Origin of the sequence: Deinococcus sp. AB2017081, from assembly GCF_034440735.1 — a bacterium.
Taxonomy (GTDB): domain Bacteria; phylum Deinococcota; class Deinococci; order Deinococcales; family Deinococcaceae; genus Deinococcus; species Deinococcus rufus.
The window spans coordinates 460086-475000 of sequence record NZ_CP140098.1 but is presented as its reverse complement, the minus strand read 5'-3'; the positions used below and the strand labels follow the sequence as shown (position 1 = coordinate 475000).

Below are 14915 nucleotides of genomic sequence, written 5' to 3'. Positions count from 1 at the left end.
CCACGGCGAGACCAGCAGCAGTGCCAGCGACGTCTACAGCCTGGGCATCCTGATGTACGAACTCCTCAGCGGGGATCGGCCGTTCAACGGCAACTCCTACGAGGAACTGATGGTCGCCCACCTGACACGCTTTCCGGTGTCATTGAGCCATCTGAATCCCGGCGTGGCCCGCAGCGTGTCGAAAATGGCAGAACTGGCCCTGGCCAAACGCCCCTCAGATCGCCCGACCGCCGAGGCGATCCGGCGGGAGATTCTCCTGTCACTGGGGGAACAGACCGATGAGGAGCGGGGCGAGGACGATGCGCGCAAGCCCCCGGCCGAACCCGTGAAGAACGTCGGCCGGCACGGTCACAGCACCCAGCGGACGGCTCCCCGGCCCGCCGACACCACTCCCCCTCCCAAGACCGACAAGGACGACGAGAAGCGCGGGTGGAACCCCTTCAGACGCCGGAAATGACTCCCGACCGGTGCTGACCCGGCGTCACGACACGACCTTGACCATCTGACGGATTGAGCCCAGGTGATAGGCCACATGGGCGACAGCGCCGCTCAGGCCGCCGGTGACATCACCATCGACCGGCGCGTCGCGGCGGCTGCGGGCAAAGGCCACGACCGCCTCGTAGGCGTCCTTCAGCCGGGTCTGCACAGCGATCCATTCGTCCGCCTCGACCTGCTCGGGCAGGAAACTGCCCTTCCAGTCGAAGGGGCCGCGGTCACCGTCACGCTCCCAGCGGACGATGACCTCCAGGTGGAAGGCCGTGTGCCGCGCGTGACCCGCGATGCTGGTGCCGTTCACGTCATGGCTGGCCTGTACCGCATCGACAGTGGCCAGCGTGGCCAGCAGGCCGTGGTTCCCACTTCCATCGGCCCTGGTGCCGTCGAGAAAGGCCGTGCCCTGACCGGGCGTTCCACCCAGGACGGCCTCGTTCAGGATGTCGAGGATGCCGTCGATGGGATGCTGCGCTGCGCGGTCACCGGTGTCTTGGGTCATGCCCCAGCGTACCGGGTGGCGCTTCCGACGGGATGCGCCGCGTGGCTCTGGTCAGCGCCCCTGCACTCTGGTATGGTTGTCAATTGCGCTGCGCCGGCGAGGGCAAACCCTGCCACGGATGCACGCACTGGAGGTGACACATGAACACATACGACCTGAATCTCATCCTCAACCCGAACCTGAGCGCCGAGCAGGTGCAGATCGAGAAGGATTTCATCGAGAGCACCATGAAGAACGCCGGGGCCGAGCTGAGCAACCTGGACGACCTGGGCAACCGCCGCCTGGCCTACCAGGTGGGCAAGGATCGCGAGGGCTACTACCTGATGTACACCATCAAGGCCGCTGGCAACCCCGAGAAGGACATCGCGTCCACCCTGCGCCTGCGCGACCACGTCCGCCGCGTCCTGGTGGTGAAAGACCGCCCGGAGTGGAAGACCAAGAAGGCCTGAGTCTGTTTAGGTATTGACAGAATGCTCGGGCCTTGTTATCGTCCGGTCAACCTGCAAAGGCCGCATCGCCAGCAACACACAACCCCAGTCAGTGTTCCCCAGGGAACCACGCCAGCAACAAAGGAGCAACCAGTATGGCCAGAGGCATGAACCACGTCTATCTGATCGGCGCCCTCGCCCGCGATCCCGAACTGCGGTACACCCCGAACGGCACTGCCGTGTTCGAGGCGACCGTGGCCGGTGAAGACCACGTCGTCGGCACCGACGGCCGCGAGCGCAAACTGCCGTGGTACCACCGCGTGTCGATCCTCGGGAAGCCCGCCGAATGGCAGGCCGAACGCAACCTGAAAGGCGGCGACGCCGTGATGGTCGAAGGCACGCTGGACTACAGCCAGTGGGAAGCGCCTGAAGGCGGCAAACGCAGCATGGTCAAGGTCAAGGCCCTACGCATGGAACAGCTCGGTACGGAACCTGAACTCGTTCAGGATGCCGGTGGCGGCGTTCGCATGGGCAGAGGCATGAACGAGGTCGTGCTCATCGGCAACGTCGTCCGTGATCCGGATCTGCGCTACACCCCCGCCGGCGACGCCGTGCTCGGACTCGGCCTGGCCGTGAATGAGAGCTGGACGGATCGTCAGGGGCAGAAGCAGGAGAAGACCCACTGGATCGACGCGACGCTGTGGCGCGAGCTGGCCGAGTCCATGAAGGATCTGAAGAAAGGCGACCCCGTCGTCATTCAGGGCCGACTGGTCAACGAGGCATGGACAGACAAGGACGGCAACAAGCGCAACAGCACCAAAGTAGAAGCGACGAGGGTCGAAGCCCTGTCCCGAGGCGCCGCCGCCGGACAATCCGGCTACGCTGCCTCCCCCGCGACGCCTCGCACGCAGACCGCGAGCAGCGCCGCGCGCCCCCAGGCCACCCGTGCACAGCCGGCCAGGGCGACCGCCACCGCTGGGGGGAACCGTTCGGGCGGCTTGGATATTGATCAGGGTCTCGATGACTTCCCACCCGAGGAAGAAGACCTGCCGTTTTAAGGGCAGGCACGCGGTCTGAAGGTCTAAGAGTCTGAACGTCCGAGAAGTGGGTATACCGCTTCCTCAGACCATCTGGCTCTCAGATCTCAGACCCGAGGCGCGAAAGCGCCGAGGACATCACATGACGCAACGCGACAACAGCGACCGCAAGCCGCGCGGCAAGGGCCCCAAGCGCCCCCGCAAGCCCAAGGTCGATCCGTTCTCCATCGGGGAACTGGAAATCACCGACTACAAAGATGTGAAGATGCTCCGCCGCTTTGTCAGCGACACGGGCAAGATTCTCCCCCGCCGCCGCACCGGCCTCTCGGCCAAGCACCAGCGCCGCATCGCGCAGACGATCAAGATCGCGCGCCAGCTGGCCCTGCTGCCCTACACCGAGAAACTGGTTCGGAAGTAAGGAGCGCTGACATGCAAGTCATCCTTCTGGAACCCGGCAAGCTGGGCAAGACCGGCGACGTGGTCGAGGTCAAGAACGGCTACGCCCGCAACTGGCTGATCCCCCAGGGCATCGCCGCGCCTGCCACCAGCAGCAACATGAAGAGCCTCGAGGCGCGGATCCGTTCGCGCCAGAAGATCCAGGCCGCCGAGAAGAAGACGGCCGAGGATCTGGCCAGCCGCCTGAACGGCGTCGCCGTGGAACTCAGCGTCCGCGCCGGTGAAGGCAAGATCTACGGGGCCGTCACGCATGCCGACGTCGCCGGAGCGCTCGACAAGCTGGGCTTCGACGTGGACAAGCGCAAGATCGACATGCCGAAGACCGTCAAGGAAATCGGCGAGTACGACATCGCGTACCGCGCCCATCCCGAAGTCACCATCCCCATGAAGCTCGTCGTCCACGCCACCAAGTAAGGCGAGAACGAAGAGGAAAGCCCCCGCCCGAGTGGTGGGGGTTTTTACATCTCTGAATTGGGCCGGTTCGAGTACCGCACGGTCTGAAACTCAGCGTCCCTGAATCAGCAGTCGCCGGTTACGGAGCATCCACGCGGCGCTGCGCGTCCGCCAGGTGATCGCCCAGAGCGTGGGATACCCGTCTGCCGCCACTGCCGAGGTGCTGTCCGGTGTGACTCCACCAGAAATCGCTTCGTGCCGCGCACTCTGCACAGCAACTTCAATCATCCGGTCAACGAGAGCTGCACGTTGGCTGGTTGGAAGCCGGTACCCATCCATGATCTGATGCGCCTGCCCCGCCCGAACCACTGCCTCCGGCAGATGCTGGCGTTGCGCGATGTCGTCATCGTGTAGCTGGGCGTTGAGCCAGACCGCATAGGCGAGTTCAGTCAGGCGACTTACCGGCCCGGCAAAGTCCCAGTCGATCAGGGCGGAGGGTCTCATCTCCAGACCGACGATGTTCCATGGCGAGGCGTCACCGTGTCCGATGACCAGATCATCGTCGCCGACTTCCCTCATCCAGGTGGGCCACCATTCGAGCTTCGGATCAGGAACAAACCCTGCCGTGGCGTCATGAAGCCCGCGCAACAATTCGCCGATCCTCTCCACCGTGCCTTCCGGCCACGCTCCAGGATGAGCGCTTTCACCTGGGACGTACGTCAGCGTCATGCGGCCGTCTGGTGCGTAGCCATCGCCCAGCACACGAGGCGCTCCACCAAAGCCGACCCTCTCCAGATGTCTGAGGAGGGCTATGACGGCGTCAGACCACGCCCCGGCTTTTTTCAGAACGATGTCGCCCTTCCGCTGTGCATTGGCGGAGAGCGTCTCCTCCGGATGTCCGCCCCCGTCCGCTTGCATGCTTCTATCCTGGCACGGCCCGTCGCTCGGATGCCTTTCCTCCCCTCATCCGCGTGAAGGGCCTTGTCGCAGGGCACACCACCGATGCCGCGGCAGCCGTTACGGTTGAACGTGGAGGATCAATCCATGCTCAAGCACACGCTGTCTCTGTCCGCGTTCGTTCTGTCGTCTCTCGCGCTGGGCCAGGCGGTCAAGGGTGGGGACGTGACCGTCACCAGCTTCGGTAAGGACTACAGGAGCTACCTGTCCGCGCCGGCGAGCGCGACGCCCAAACCGGCCGTGATCCTGATCCACTCGTTCAACGGGCTGGAGCAGGGCTACAAGGATCTGGTGGACGAGATGGCGGGAGCCGGCTACGTGACGCTGGCGCTGGGCTGGCAGACCTTCGAGAAGGAGCCCAGCGACGCCACGGTCAAGGCGCTGGTCGAGGACGGCCTGAAGTTCCTGGCGGCCAGGAAGGACGTGAACATGAACGCGGTGGGCCTGACCGGCTTCTGTGCAGGCGGGCGCTACACCATGTTGCTGCTGCCGCAGATGAAGCAGTTCAAGGCGGGCGTGGCGTGGTACGGCTTCCCGGATCAGGGCGGTACGGCGGCCAAGCCCCAGGCCCCGGCGGCGCTGATCGGTGACCTGAGTACGCCCATGCTGATCCTGCACGGCACGAAGGACGTTCCCAGCCCGATCGCCGGGATCTACAGTTACGCGCAGAAGCTGGACGCGGCTGGGAAGAACTTCAAGCTCAGCGTGTATCAGGGCGAGCCGCACGGGTTCCTGCTCAGCAACAGCTTGATCGCCGACACGCCGGCCAGCCGGGGAGCACGTCAGGACATGCTGACCTACTTTGGAACCTGGCTCAAATAGCGTGATCACCGCCCATCCAGGCCCGGTCTCCCACATGGTGCCGGGCCTGTGGTCTGCCGTGCCGGAGCAGCGGCCACTGAACACCCTGGCCGTGCCACCTTCCTGAACGCCCTTTCACACCTTTGGGGCTACACTGCGCTTGGACGTCCTGTTCCTTGTGACGTCCGTGTCAACCCTATTTAAGAGTCGGGCATGTCCGGTCACGGCCGTGCTCATGAAGAACCGAGGAGGAGGCAGCATGACGACCATCTGGGTCATTGTGGCGCTCCTGGTCGGATTGGTCGGGGGGTTCCTGGGTGGTCAGGGGCGAGGGCTGCGTCAGCGGGCCGAACTCGATGACCGCCTGCAACGGGAAGCCCGTGCGGAAGCGGAACGCATCCGGGCAGCAGCGGAGGCGGAGGCGCGGCAGGTGCGGGAACAGGCCGACCAGGCCAGACAGGACGCCACACGGCGGATTCAGGAAGCAGGAGAACGCGAGGCACAACTCACGGCGCTGGGACCGCAACTCGACGCCCAGCGCGAGCAGCTCACCACCCTGCGGGCACAGGTGGAGGCCGAGCGGTCGCAGGCCAAGCAGGACATGGCCCGCGACCGCGAGGCGCTGGCGGGCGACCGGCAGGAGACGCGGCGCGAGCGCGAGGAGCTCAAGCGCGAGATCGAACGCCTCAACCGCCGCGCCGAGCAGCTCGACGCGCGCGGCGAAAAACTCGATGCGCTGGAAGAACGCCTGGAGGAGCGCGCCCGCACGCTGGGCGAGCACGAGGCGGAACTCGAGGGGCGCGGCAAGCAGATCGACCTCAAGCTCTATGAGGTTGCCAACCTGTCGCCCGAGGCCGCCCGCGACGAGATCATGTCCAGACTGGACGCGGAACTGGAAGAGGAAAAGGCCATCCGCGTGAAGGCCATGCACGAGCGGGCCACAGCGGACGCAAAGCGCTCGGCGCGGCATGTGATCGCGCAAGCCATCCAGCGCAGCGCCTCGGAGACGAGCGCTGCGCTGAGCGTTTCGGTGGTGCCGATCCCGAACGACGCCATGAAGGGCCGCCTGATCGGCCGCGAGGGCCGCAACATCCGCGCCTTCGAGGCCCTGACGGGGGTCGACCTGATCATCGACGACACGCCGGAGGCGGTGATCCTGTCGAGCTTCAACCCGGTGCGCCGCGAGGTCGCCAAGCACGTGCTGGACGCTCTGGTCGCCGACGGCCGGATTCACCCCACCCGTATCGAGGAGATGGTGCACAAGGCGCAGGAGGAGATGAAGGTCTTCATCCACGCCCAGGGCGAGGAGGCCGGGATCGAGGCCGGGGTGGTGGGCGTGAAGCCGGGGCTGGTGCAGCTGCTGGGCCGCATGTACTTCCGCACCAGCTACGGGCAGAACGTCCTGAAACACAGCATTCAGGTCGCTCACCTGACCGGGATCATGGCCGACGAGCTGGGTCTGGACGCCAGCATGGCCCGCCGCGCCGGCCTGATGCACGACGTGGGCAAGAGCATCGACCGTGAGATCGACGGCACGCACGTCGAGATCGGGATCAACCTCGCCAAACGCTTCGGTGAGCCCCAGGAGGTCATCGACGCCATTGCCCACCACCACGACCCGGAGAACGGCGAGACGCTGTACTCGGTGCTGGTGGCCGCCGCCGACGCGATCAGTGCGGCCCGGCCTGGTGCCCGGCGCGAGGAGCTGGAATCCTACGTGCGCCGGCTGGAGCAGCTCGAGCAGATCGCCGTGTCGTTCCCCGGCGTGCAGCAGGCCTACGCCATCCAGGCGGGCCGCGAGGTGCGCGTGATCGTGCAACCGGAGAAGGTCACGGACGCCCAGGCGACCCTGCTCGCCCGCGAGATCGCCGGGCGGGTCGAGCAGGACATGGAGTACCCGGGGCAGGTGCAGGTCACCGTCGTGCGTGAGAGCCGCGCCGTCGAGGTCGCCCGCTAGGAAGCCGGCGGCGCGGTGAGGGGCGGCCACGGGCGACCGGGCCGCCCCCTTCCTATGCAATGCGTGCCAGCACCAGACGCTGGAAAGACCGTCCAGCGAGGCGCTTTCCGGACGCGCCGGATGGAGTTGACACGCCCTGCATACCGCGCTATCTTTTGCTTATCACCGCCTGAGAGGGCGGCTTTTTTTGTGCCCGTGATCGGTTCGGGGCGGCCCGCCAATATCGGGCTATGCACAGCACACGAGACGCGCACTCTGAAACGCTCGTCCAGCACGGCCGTTCTCTCGCGGCTCGCATGGGTTTGACACCGCCTGCATACCGCGCTATTCTTTTTCTATCACCGCCGAAGAAGGCGGCTTTTTTATTGCCTGTGGCCGACCCGGCCACGCAGCCTCGGCCTATGCACCACCATTGCCCCGGTGTCGGCACGACAGTTGTCCAGAACGCCGTTTTTTTCGACCGGCGCATGGGTTTGACACCAGCTGCATACCGCGCTATATTTTCCCTATCACCGCCGAAGAGGGCGGCTTTTTTATTGCCTGTGATTGGAGCACCACTCCAGGGCGTCGTGCGCGGCGACCAGTTCGTCCTGGGCCGGGCGGCCGGGGCGGGCCAGGGGCGTCAGGCGAGCCACGTCCGCGCGCACCTGCGCGAGCAGCAGGGGGTCGGCGGCGCGCAGCAGGTGGGGGCCGTACTTCACGGCTGCCGCCCGGGACAGGCCGGCGTAGGCCGGGTCGGGGCCGGGACAGCGCTCGAAGCGCAGTACGGGGTACGTCCAGAAGCCCGCCGCGAGGCGTTCCGCGACGAGGTGGTGGCCGTGCGCCAGCGCCCACGCGCGCAGCAGGCCCGGCGCGTCGTTCGGCTGGAGCACCAGCGCGTGCGGCGCGGTCTCCCCCGCCCGGGCCAGGATGCCCAGGATGGTGCGCGCGCCCATGCCGGTCATGCTCGCGCTGTCCGCCTCGCCGGGGGCCAGGGGCGCGAACCCGTCGCCGGCGCGTACGTCGATCCGGTCGGTTAGGCCGGCGCGGGCGACCGCTCCCCGCGCGACGGCCAGCGGGCCGGGCGTGAGCTCCACGACCACGGCCCGCCGCGCGTGCCCGCGCCGGACGAGTTCCACGGGCAGGGCCGCGTGGTCACTGCCGATGTCGGCGTGCACGTCCGCGCGGATGAGGTGGAGGGCGGCCTCCAGGCGGGCGTCAAGGGTGGGCATCGGGCGGCGGGAGGCGGTGCGTGTCGTCGCGCGCGGCCCCCTGGCGGCTGAGGATCACCGAGAAGGTGCCCACCGCGAGGATCACGGCGGCGATCGCCGCGCCGTACACGAGCACGTCCGACCCGCCCTTCCACTCCAGCGCCACGCTGAAGAAGTTCACGGCGAGCGCCACGATCACGATGCCGATCAGCTTCTGCTTGAGGTCGTCGAAGGACTCGATGTGCAGCCACGGCGGCACGTTCCGCACGCGGCCCACGAACAGCGCCTGGAGGCCGAAGGAGATGATCAGCAGCGCCATGCCGATCAGAAGGGTGTCGGCCTGCTCGACCGCCGCGATGATCAGGGTCTTGGTGGTCTCGGCCTCGCCCAGCCGGCCGAGCGCCGCGCGGATGGTCACGTACGCCTGCGCGATCGCGGCGATGAACAGCGCGAGGCTGAACGCGAAGGAGCTCAGCACGCCGAGCTCCACGATCAGGCGCGTGAAGCCGAAGGCCCCGGACAGCGTGAGCGAGCGGGTGCGGCCCAGGGCGGACGTGGGAGCGGGGTCGCGGGCCATGCCGGCCAGCATAGCGGGGCGAGCGCCCTCACCCCAGCCCCTCGCCCTCCACGTTCAGTCCAGGGGCACCAGGGCGTCGCCCACGCGGACGGTGCCGCCGCTGATCACGCGGGCGGTCAGGCCGCCGTGGCCGCGCACGGCGTTGTAGCCGCCCTCGCCGAAGGCCTCCTCCATGCGCGAGCACGGGTGGCACTCGCCGGTGCCCTCCAGCACCACGTCGCCCACGCGGAAACGGCGGTCCTTGAGGGCCAGGAGCGGCACGCCGCTCACGACGATGTTGCGGCGCAGCGCCTCGGGCGTCACGGCGTCCAGGCCGGCCAGCGCGGCGATGACCGGCAGGTGCTCGGCCTGGATCAGGGTGACCTGCCGCTTGCCGCGGCCACCGGGCACCGGGGGCGCGTGAACCTCGTGGTCGACCTCGCCCGGCTGGCCGGTCAGGGCCTTCAGGCGGGGTGGGACGGTCTTGCCGTGGTCGCCGACGAGGCCGACCAGGGGGTGCACCTCCACGGCGTCCACGGCCTGCACCGGGGCGCGGCGGGCGGTGCGCAGCCCGATCCAGTCCACCCGGCCGGCGCGGGGAAAGGTCGAGCGCAGTTCCTGCATGGTCTTCACCCGCGCATGCTAGCGGGCGGGGGGCGGGCTGTTCATCCGGACGCCACCGGGCACCGGCGGGCGGTTAACCGTCGCCCAACCCGAACCGGGCACGCTGGACGGGTGCCGGTGGAAGGCTGGGGTGGCCGGCCCGGCCCAGTCCCCCACCCCCCGGAGGCTCCCCATGACCACCCTGACCGAACAGCTGAGCGCCAACGTCACGTACCGCGTCGAGCCGACCGCGCACCGCGACATCCTGCACGTCACCTTCGCGCCCGAGGACACCGTGCGGGCCCTGCTCGCGTCGGGCTTGGACGACGTGACCTTCGACGACCACGCCGCCGCGCTCGCCCAGCGGCTTGGCGACGCGGAGGCGGCCCGGCGCGGCCTGCGCGATCCGGCCATCGACATCAGCGGCCGCTACGGCGACGCGCTGGACGAGGTCGCGCCCCGCCCCGACAACGACGAGGAGGTCTACCAGCGCCTCGACCGCGAGTACGCGGAAGGGCAGGACTGACAGCAGAGTTCAGAGGTCTTGAGGGTCGCCCCGGATCCCTCTGAACCGAGCGAAGCGAGTCCCTGACATGACCGCGGCCTCCGTGGAGCCCTGGGGCAGCTGTTCAGCCCCGGGGTGGAACTGAACACCGCTGTGACCCAGAGCACCCGCCACGGGGCCGGGCCGCAGACACCGCCGCGCCGACCGCCCAGCCGTGGGGGCGTGGTAGCCTGGGGGCATGAGGCGTCCGACCCGACGTGCATATCGACCCCGCCGCTAGGGGGGGAACGTCTGTCGTGACCTGAAATCCAACCCCGAGCGGCGCACCGGCCCTGACCGAGTGCGCCGCTCTGTTCTGTGGAGTGAGACATGAGTGACATCCGTTGGACTGTGCCGGTGGACGAGCAGATTGAGATCCTGAAGCGCGGCGTGGTAGATCTGGTCAGCGAGGACGACCTGCGCCGCAAGCTGGGGAAGGGCCAGCCGCTGCGCGTGAAACTGGGGGCCGACCCCACCCGCCCCGACCTGCACCTAGGCCACGCCGTGCCCCTGCGCAAGCTGCGGCAGTTCCAGGATCTGGGCCACAAGGTCATCATGCTGATCGGTGATTTCACCGCGATGATCGGCGACCCGAGCGGCAAGTCCAAGACCCGCCCGCCGCTCACGCTGGAGCAGACGCGCGAGAACGCCAGGAGCTACCTGGAGCAGTGCCGCCTGATCCTGCGCCAGGAACCCGAGGTGCTGGAGATCCGCTACAACGGCGAGTGGCTGGAACCCATGGGCTACGCCGACGTGATCCGGCTCGCGAGCCGCTACACGGTCGCGCGCATCATGGAACGCGACGACTTCCGCAAGCGCTTCGAGGGCGGCGTGCCCATCGCCGTGCACGAGCTGCTGTACCCGCTGACGCAGGGCTACGACTCGGTGGCGCTGGAGGCCGACGTGGAACTGGGCGGCACCGACCAGCTGTTCAACAACCTGGTAGGCCGCGCCCTGCAGCGCGACTACGGCCAGGAGCCACAGGTGGTCATGACCCTGCCGCTGCTGGTCGGCCTGGACGGCACCGAGAAGATGTCCAAGAGCCTCGACAACTACATCGGCCTGACGGACGCGCCGCACGCCATGTTCGCCGGACTGATGAAGGTGCCCGATCCCCTGCTGGACAACTACTTCACGCTGCTGACCGACCTGCCGCGCGCCCGCATCGAGGAACTGCTGGCCGGGCATCCGGTCGCCGCACACCGCGAGCTCGCCCGCGAGGTCGTGGCGGCCCTGCACCCCGGAGCGGATCTGGACGCCGCCGAGGAACGGTTCCGATCCGTGGCCAGGGGCGGCATCCCCGAGAACATCCCCACCGTGACCGTGCCGGCGGCAGAACTGGACAACAGCATGGACACCGGGCGCATCAGCATGGCGAAACTGGTCGTGCTGGCTGGTCTGGAACCCAGCAACGGTGCCGCCCGCAAGCTGATCCAGAACCGGGGCCTGAAACTGGGCGGCGAGACCTACACCGACCCGCAGGGCAGCGTGTCGCGCGATGAGCTGACGCGGGACGGAGGCGTGGTCATCCAGAAGGGCAAGGACCGTTTTGCCCGCGTGGTTCTGGGGGGCTAGCACAGGAAATCCGTCAGACTGATGTTCCAGGAATGACGTTCACAACCCCTCGTCGGGCACCCGGATGTCAGCGCCCGGCACACGCCGTTCCGGAGTTATGCACAGGCCCCTGTGGATAACCGCAGGCCAGCTGTGCACAGTCCAGCACAGCATTTCCGCGGAACCGTCCCAGGAAGTTATCCACAGGCCGGATGTGGAAAGTTCACGTCCCTGTGGATAAAAAGACTGACCTGACCATGACATGGAGGACGGAGTTCCCGCGGCGCCGACGGCACCCTGACTATGGGGAATCCAGCAATCGGTCGCCCCTGGAAGAGCATCGGCTCCACCAGGGGCGACGGACGCTGCGGGTCAGCGGCGGCCGGTCGGGTCGTTGTCGCGCAGCCGTTCCACGCGCAGCATGTTCGTGGTGCCGCGCACGCCGAAGGGCACCCCTGCCGTGATCACGTAGCGGTCGCCCACATCCGCGAAGCCCGACTTGCGGAGTTCCTCGTTGGCGATACGCACCATGTCGTCCGTATCGCGCGGATCCTCGCTGAGCATGGGCTGGACGCCCCACGACAGCGCAAGCTGGTTGCGCGTGATCTCGTTGGGCGTGAGGGCCAGCACCGCCATGGACGGCCGGTACTTGGCGATGCGGGTCGCGGCTCCACCGGTGCTGGTGAAGGTCACGATGGCCGGGGCCTCGAGCTTCTCGCCGATCGAGCACGCGGCGAAGGCGATGGAGTCCTGAGCGAGTTCGGTGTCGATCACCATCTGCTGCTGCATCAGGTGGTAATGCTCACTGGCCTCGGCCTCGCGGGCGATGCGGTCCATCATGGCGACCGACTCGACCGGGTACAGGCCAGCCGCCGATTCGGCCGACAGCATCACGGCGTCCGTGCCGTCGTAGATGGCATTGGCCACGTCCGACGCCTCGGCGCGGGTGGGACGCGGCAGGCTGATCATGCTCTCCAGCATCTGCGTGGCCGTGATCACGGGCTTGCCCACCTCACGGCACATGCGGATGATGCGCTTCTGGATGGTGGGCACCTGCTCGGCCCGCATCTCGACGCCCAGGTCGCCACGCGCGACCATGATGCCGTCCACCTCCTTCAGGATGTCCTCGAAGCGGTCGACGGCCTGCGGCTTCTCGATCTTGGCCATCAGCTTGGCGCGGCTGCCGAAGCGCGACAGGTAGTGGCGGGCCAGCAACAGGTCGTCGCGGGAGCGGACGAACGAGAGCGCCACCCAGTCCACGCCCAATTCCGCGCCGAATTCCATGTCCTGCACGTCCTTGTCGGACAGGGCAGGCACGCTCAGGTCGGCCTCGGGGACGTTGATGCCCTTGTTGTTCTTCAGGACGCCGCCGATGACCACCCGGGTGGTCACGTCGTTGCCGCGCACGCCCTCGACGGTCAGGGCCATGTTGCCGTCGTCGAGCAGCAGGGCCATGCCGGGGTGCACGTCCTGCGCGAGCCCCTTGTACGTCGAGCTGACGCGCTCGGCAGTGCCCTCGATGTCGTCCATGGTGATGATGAAGCGGTCGCCGGGTGCCAGCGTCACGCTGCCCTCGGCGAAGCGGCCCACCCGGATCTTCGGCCCCTGGAGATCCTGGAGGATCCCGATCACGCTGCCGCGCTGGGCGGCGAGTTCACGCACCATGTTGTAGGTCTGGCGGTGATCCTCGGGGTTGCCGTGGCTGAAATTCATCCGGACGACGTTCAGTCCGGCGTCCAGCATGCGGCCCAGCACTTCGGGGCTGCGGCTGGCGGGGCCGATGGTGGCGACGATCTTGGTGGCGCGGTCGAAGTGTTTCATGTCGTGGGGACTCCAGTGGAGGGGGGTGGAAGCAATTCCAGCGGGGCGATGAGCGGTGAGCCCAGGGCTCTGACGGCGGTGCTGCTCGCCGTCCGGAGCCCAGAGCTCAGCACGTCACCTCAGGGCCTTGCGGCCCGGGTACACGGCCCGGTCGCCCAGCGCGTGCTCGATACGCAGCAGCTGGTTGTACTTGGCGATCCGGTCGGAGCGGCTGGCGCTGCCCGTCTTGATCTGCCCGGCATTGGTGGCGACGGCCAGGTCGGCGATGAAGGCATCCTCGGACTCGCCGCTGCGGTGCGAGATGATCGTGCCGTAGTGGTGACGCTTGGCGAGTTCGATGGCGTCCATGCTCTCGGTCAGCGACCCGATCTGGTTGACTTTCACCAGGATCGCGTTGCCGACCTTGCTGTCGATGCCGCGCTGCAGCCGCTCGGGATTCGTGACGAACAGGTCGTCCCCGACGAGTTGCACGCGGTCACCGATCTTGGCGGTCAGGGCCGCCCAGCCGTCCCAGTCGTCCTCGGCCAGGCCGTCCTCGATGCTCACGATCGGGTAGCGGCTGGCCCAGTCGGCCCAGAAGTCCACCATCTCGCCGGTGCTCAGAACGCGGCCCTCGGATTCCAGGTGGTAGTGTCCGTCCTTGTACAGCTCGGTCACGGCCGGGTCGAGCGCGATGGCGATGTCCTTGCCGGGCTCGTAGCCGGCCTTCTCGATCGCTTCCAGCAGGACGCTCAGCGCCTCCTCGTTGCTCTTGAGATCCGGAGCGAAGCCGCCCTCGTCGCCGACGTTGGTGTTGTAGCCCTTGGCAGACAGCACCTTCTTGAGCGTGTGGAACACTTCCGCGCCGTAGCGCAGGGCCTCGCGGAAGGTGGGCGCACCGACGGGCATGACCATGAACTCCTGGAAGTCCACGCTGTTGTCGGCGTGTGCACCGCCATTGATGACATTCATCATCGGAACCGGCAGGGTCTTGGCGTTGCTGCCACCCAGGTACCGGTACAGCGGAGTGCCCAGCTCGTCGGCGGCGGCGCGGGCGGTCGCCAGGCTCACGGCCAGGATGGCGTTGCCGCCCAGCTTGCCCTTGTTGGGCGTGCCGTCCGTATCCATCAGCGCGGCGTCGATCCCTGACTGGTTGCTGGCGTCCAGGCCCACGATGGCCTTCCCCAGCACGTCGTTCACGTTCGCCACGGCCTGCTGCACGCCCTTGCCCAGGTAGCGGTTCTTGTCCCCGTCGCGGAGCTCCAGTGCCTCGTGGGTGCCGGTGCTGGCCCCTGAGGGCACGATGGCGCGGCCCATGGCACCGCTGTCGAGGTGGACTTCCGCTTCCACGGTCGGATTCCCACGCGAGTCCAGCACTTCACGGGCGATGACTTTGTCGATGTTCATGGTGTACCTCCGGGTATCTACCCCGCGCCCTCAGAGCCTGCCGGGTGGAGCGAGTAGGTGTATCTCTGACACTATAAGCGCCAGACGTCAGCAGCGGACCCGGCCGGTCTAAGTCGGATGAGGCGCACATAAATTCCGGCTGAATCGAAAGTTATCCCCATTTTTTATCCACAGGTACGAAAACTGTGGATAACTTTCGCCGCTGTGCCGCCGGGCGTCCCGGCCGTGGCGCAGGCGTGGT

The 14915-nt window shown here is 67.4% G+C and carries 16 protein-coding genes (1 of these 16 only partly in view); 9 read left to right on the top strand and 7 right to left on the bottom strand.

Features of this window, described 5'->3' with window-relative positions; all coding sequences use genetic code 11:
- Positions 1–457 carry the end of a serine/threonine-protein kinase gene (locus tag U2P90_RS02305; RefSeq protein WP_322473626.1) on the top strand. The gene continues 536 nt to the left of window position 1, outside the view, so 457 of the gene's 993 nt are visible here — the last part of the coding sequence; its start codon lies beyond the left edge, outside the window; it ends in the stop codon at positions 455–457.
- A gap of 24 nt (positions 458–481) precedes the next feature.
- Here the strand turns inward: U2P90_RS02305 and U2P90_RS02300 are convergent, their stop codons facing one another.
- The gene (locus tag U2P90_RS02300) at positions 482–991 is read right to left on the bottom strand and encodes a DinB family protein (protein WP_322473625.1); all 510 of its coding nucleotides are present in this window, start codon (positions 989–991) and stop codon (positions 482–484) included.
- Positions 992–1131: 140 nt separating this feature from the next.
- Here U2P90_RS02300 and rpsF point away from each other — a divergent pair, with 140 nt between their 5' ends.
- The 4 genes from rpsF to rplI all read left to right on the top strand — a co-directional run bounded on the left by rpsF (position 1132) and on the right by rplI (position 3326).
- Positions 1132–1440 (top strand): 30S ribosomal protein S6, encoded by a 309-nt coding sequence (gene rpsF, locus U2P90_RS02295; RefSeq protein WP_322473624.1) that lies wholly within the window; start codon positions 1132–1134, stop codon positions 1438–1440.
- Between the two features lie 134 nt (positions 1441–1574).
- Positions 1575–2477, top strand: a complete 903-nt coding sequence (gene ssb, locus U2P90_RS02290) for a single-stranded DNA-binding protein (protein ID WP_322473623.1) — start codon at positions 1575–1577, stop codon at positions 2475–2477.
- Between the two features lie 121 nt (positions 2478–2598).
- Entirely contained in the window at positions 2599–2874 is a 276-nt protein-coding gene (gene rpsR / locus U2P90_RS02285; RefSeq protein ID WP_136390362.1) for a 30S ribosomal protein S18, read from the top strand.
- Positions 2875–2885: 11 nt separating this feature from the next.
- Positions 2886–3326, top strand: a complete 441-nt coding sequence (rplI, locus tag U2P90_RS02280) for a 50S ribosomal protein L9 (protein ID WP_295821305.1) — start codon at positions 2886–2888, stop codon at positions 3324–3326.
- 90 nt (positions 3327–3416) lie between these two features.
- Here rplI and U2P90_RS02275 read toward each other — a convergent pair whose 3' ends face one another.
- Positions 3417–4223, bottom strand: a complete 807-nt coding sequence (locus U2P90_RS02275; RefSeq protein ID WP_322473622.1) for a phosphotransferase — start codon at positions 4221–4223, stop codon at positions 3417–3419.
- 126 nt (positions 4224–4349) lie between these two features.
- Between U2P90_RS02275 and U2P90_RS02270 the strand changes: the two genes are divergently transcribed.
- Both U2P90_RS02270 and rny read left to right on the top strand, forming a co-directional pair.
- The gene (locus U2P90_RS02270) at positions 4350–5084 is read left to right on the top strand and encodes a dienelactone hydrolase family protein (protein WP_322473621.1); all 735 of its coding nucleotides are present in this window, start codon (positions 4350–4352) and stop codon (positions 5082–5084) included.
- Positions 5085–5322: 238 nt separating this feature from the next.
- Complete coding sequence (gene rny, locus U2P90_RS02265) at positions 5323–7020, top strand: ribonuclease Y (RefSeq protein WP_322473620.1); 1698 nt, start codon at positions 5323–5325, stop codon at positions 7018–7020.
- 533 nt (positions 7021–7553) lie between these two features.
- On the opposite strand, the gene U2P90_RS02260 is transcribed toward rny, so the two are convergent.
- The 3 genes from U2P90_RS02260 to U2P90_RS02250 are packed head-to-tail and all read right to left on the bottom strand — an operon-like array spanning position 7554 to position 9399.
- Positions 7554–8231 (bottom strand): tRNA (adenine(22)-N(1))-methyltransferase TrmK, encoded by a 678-nt coding sequence (locus U2P90_RS02260; protein WP_322473619.1) that lies wholly within the window; start codon positions 8229–8231, stop codon positions 7554–7556.
- The gene (locus U2P90_RS02255) at positions 8218–8787 is read right to left on the bottom strand and encodes a YqhA family protein (RefSeq protein ID WP_295821311.1); all 570 of its coding nucleotides are present in this window, start codon (positions 8785–8787) and stop codon (positions 8218–8220) included. Before U2P90_RS02255 ends, U2P90_RS02260 begins: the two co-directional genes overlap by 14 nt.
- Before the next feature lie 54 nt (positions 8788–8841).
- Entirely contained in the window at positions 8842–9399 is a 558-nt protein-coding gene (locus U2P90_RS02250) for an MOSC domain-containing protein (protein ID WP_322473618.1), read from the bottom strand.
- Between the two features lie 163 nt (positions 9400–9562).
- Between U2P90_RS02250 and U2P90_RS02245 the strand changes: the two genes are divergently transcribed.
- Both U2P90_RS02245 and tyrS read left to right on the top strand, forming a co-directional pair.
- A complete protein-coding gene (locus tag U2P90_RS02245; RefSeq protein ID WP_322473617.1) occupies positions 9563–9895 on the top strand; it encodes a hypothetical protein in 333 nt (110 codons plus the stop codon).
- A gap of 348 nt (positions 9896–10243) precedes the next feature.
- The gene (gene tyrS, locus U2P90_RS02240; protein WP_322473616.1) at positions 10244–11488 is read left to right on the top strand and encodes a tyrosine--tRNA ligase; all 1245 of its coding nucleotides are present in this window, start codon (positions 10244–10246) and stop codon (positions 11486–11488) included.
- 351 nt (positions 11489–11839) lie between these two features.
- Here the strand turns inward: tyrS and pyk are convergent, their stop codons facing one another.
- Together pyk and eno are read right to left on the bottom strand one after the other, a co-directional pair.
- Positions 11840–13288, bottom strand: coding sequence for a pyruvate kinase (pyk, locus tag U2P90_RS02235; RefSeq protein ID WP_322473615.1), 1449 nt, complete (start codon positions 13286–13288; stop codon positions 11840–11842).
- Between the two features lie 114 nt (positions 13289–13402).
- A complete protein-coding gene (gene eno, locus U2P90_RS02230; RefSeq protein ID WP_322473614.1) occupies positions 13403–14674 on the bottom strand; it encodes a phosphopyruvate hydratase in 1272 nt (423 codons plus the stop codon).
- Positions 14675–14915: the final 241 nt, after the last annotated feature.

Coding starts and splice junctions, on each gene's coding strand:
- U2P90_RS02300 (WP_322473625.1), bottom strand. CDS start 991: ATGACCCAAGACACCGGTGACCGCGCAGCGCAGCATCCCATCGACGGC.
- rpsF (WP_322473624.1), top strand. CDS start 1,132: ATGAACACATACGACCTGAATCTCATCCTCAACCCGAACCTGAGCGCC.
- ssb (WP_322473623.1), top strand. CDS start 1,575: ATGGCCAGAGGCATGAACCACGTCTATCTGATCGGCGCCCTCGCCCGC.
- rpsR (WP_136390362.1), top strand. CDS start 2,599: ATGACGCAACGCGACAACAGCGACCGCAAGCCGCGCGGCAAGGGCCCC.
- rplI (WP_295821305.1), top strand. CDS start 2,886: ATGCAAGTCATCCTTCTGGAACCCGGCAAGCTGGGCAAGACCGGCGAC.
- U2P90_RS02275 (WP_322473622.1), bottom strand. CDS start 4,223: ATGCAAGCGGACGGGGGCGGACATCCGGAGGAGACGCTCTCCGCCAAT.
- U2P90_RS02270 (WP_322473621.1), top strand. CDS start 4,350: ATGCTCAAGCACACGCTGTCTCTGTCCGCGTTCGTTCTGTCGTCTCTC.
- rny (WP_322473620.1), top strand. CDS start 5,323: ATGACGACCATCTGGGTCATTGTGGCGCTCCTGGTCGGATTGGTCGGG.
- U2P90_RS02260 (WP_322473619.1), bottom strand. CDS start 8,231: ATGCCCACCCTTGACGCCCGCCTGGAGGCCGCCCTCCACCTCATCCGC.
- U2P90_RS02255 (WP_295821311.1), bottom strand. CDS start 8,787: ATGGCCCGCGACCCCGCTCCCACGTCCGCCCTGGGCCGCACCCGCTCG.
- U2P90_RS02245 (WP_322473617.1), top strand. CDS start 9,563: ATGACCACCCTGACCGAACAGCTGAGCGCCAACGTCACGTACCGCGTC.
- tyrS (WP_322473616.1), top strand. CDS start 10,244: ATGAGTGACATCCGTTGGACTGTGCCGGTGGACGAGCAGATTGAGATC.
- pyk (WP_322473615.1), bottom strand. CDS start 13,288: ATGAAACACTTCGACCGCGCCACCAAGATCGTCGCCACCATCGGCCCC.
- eno (WP_322473614.1), bottom strand. CDS start 14,674: ATGAACATCGACAAAGTCATCGCCCGTGAAGTGCTGGACTCGCGTGGG.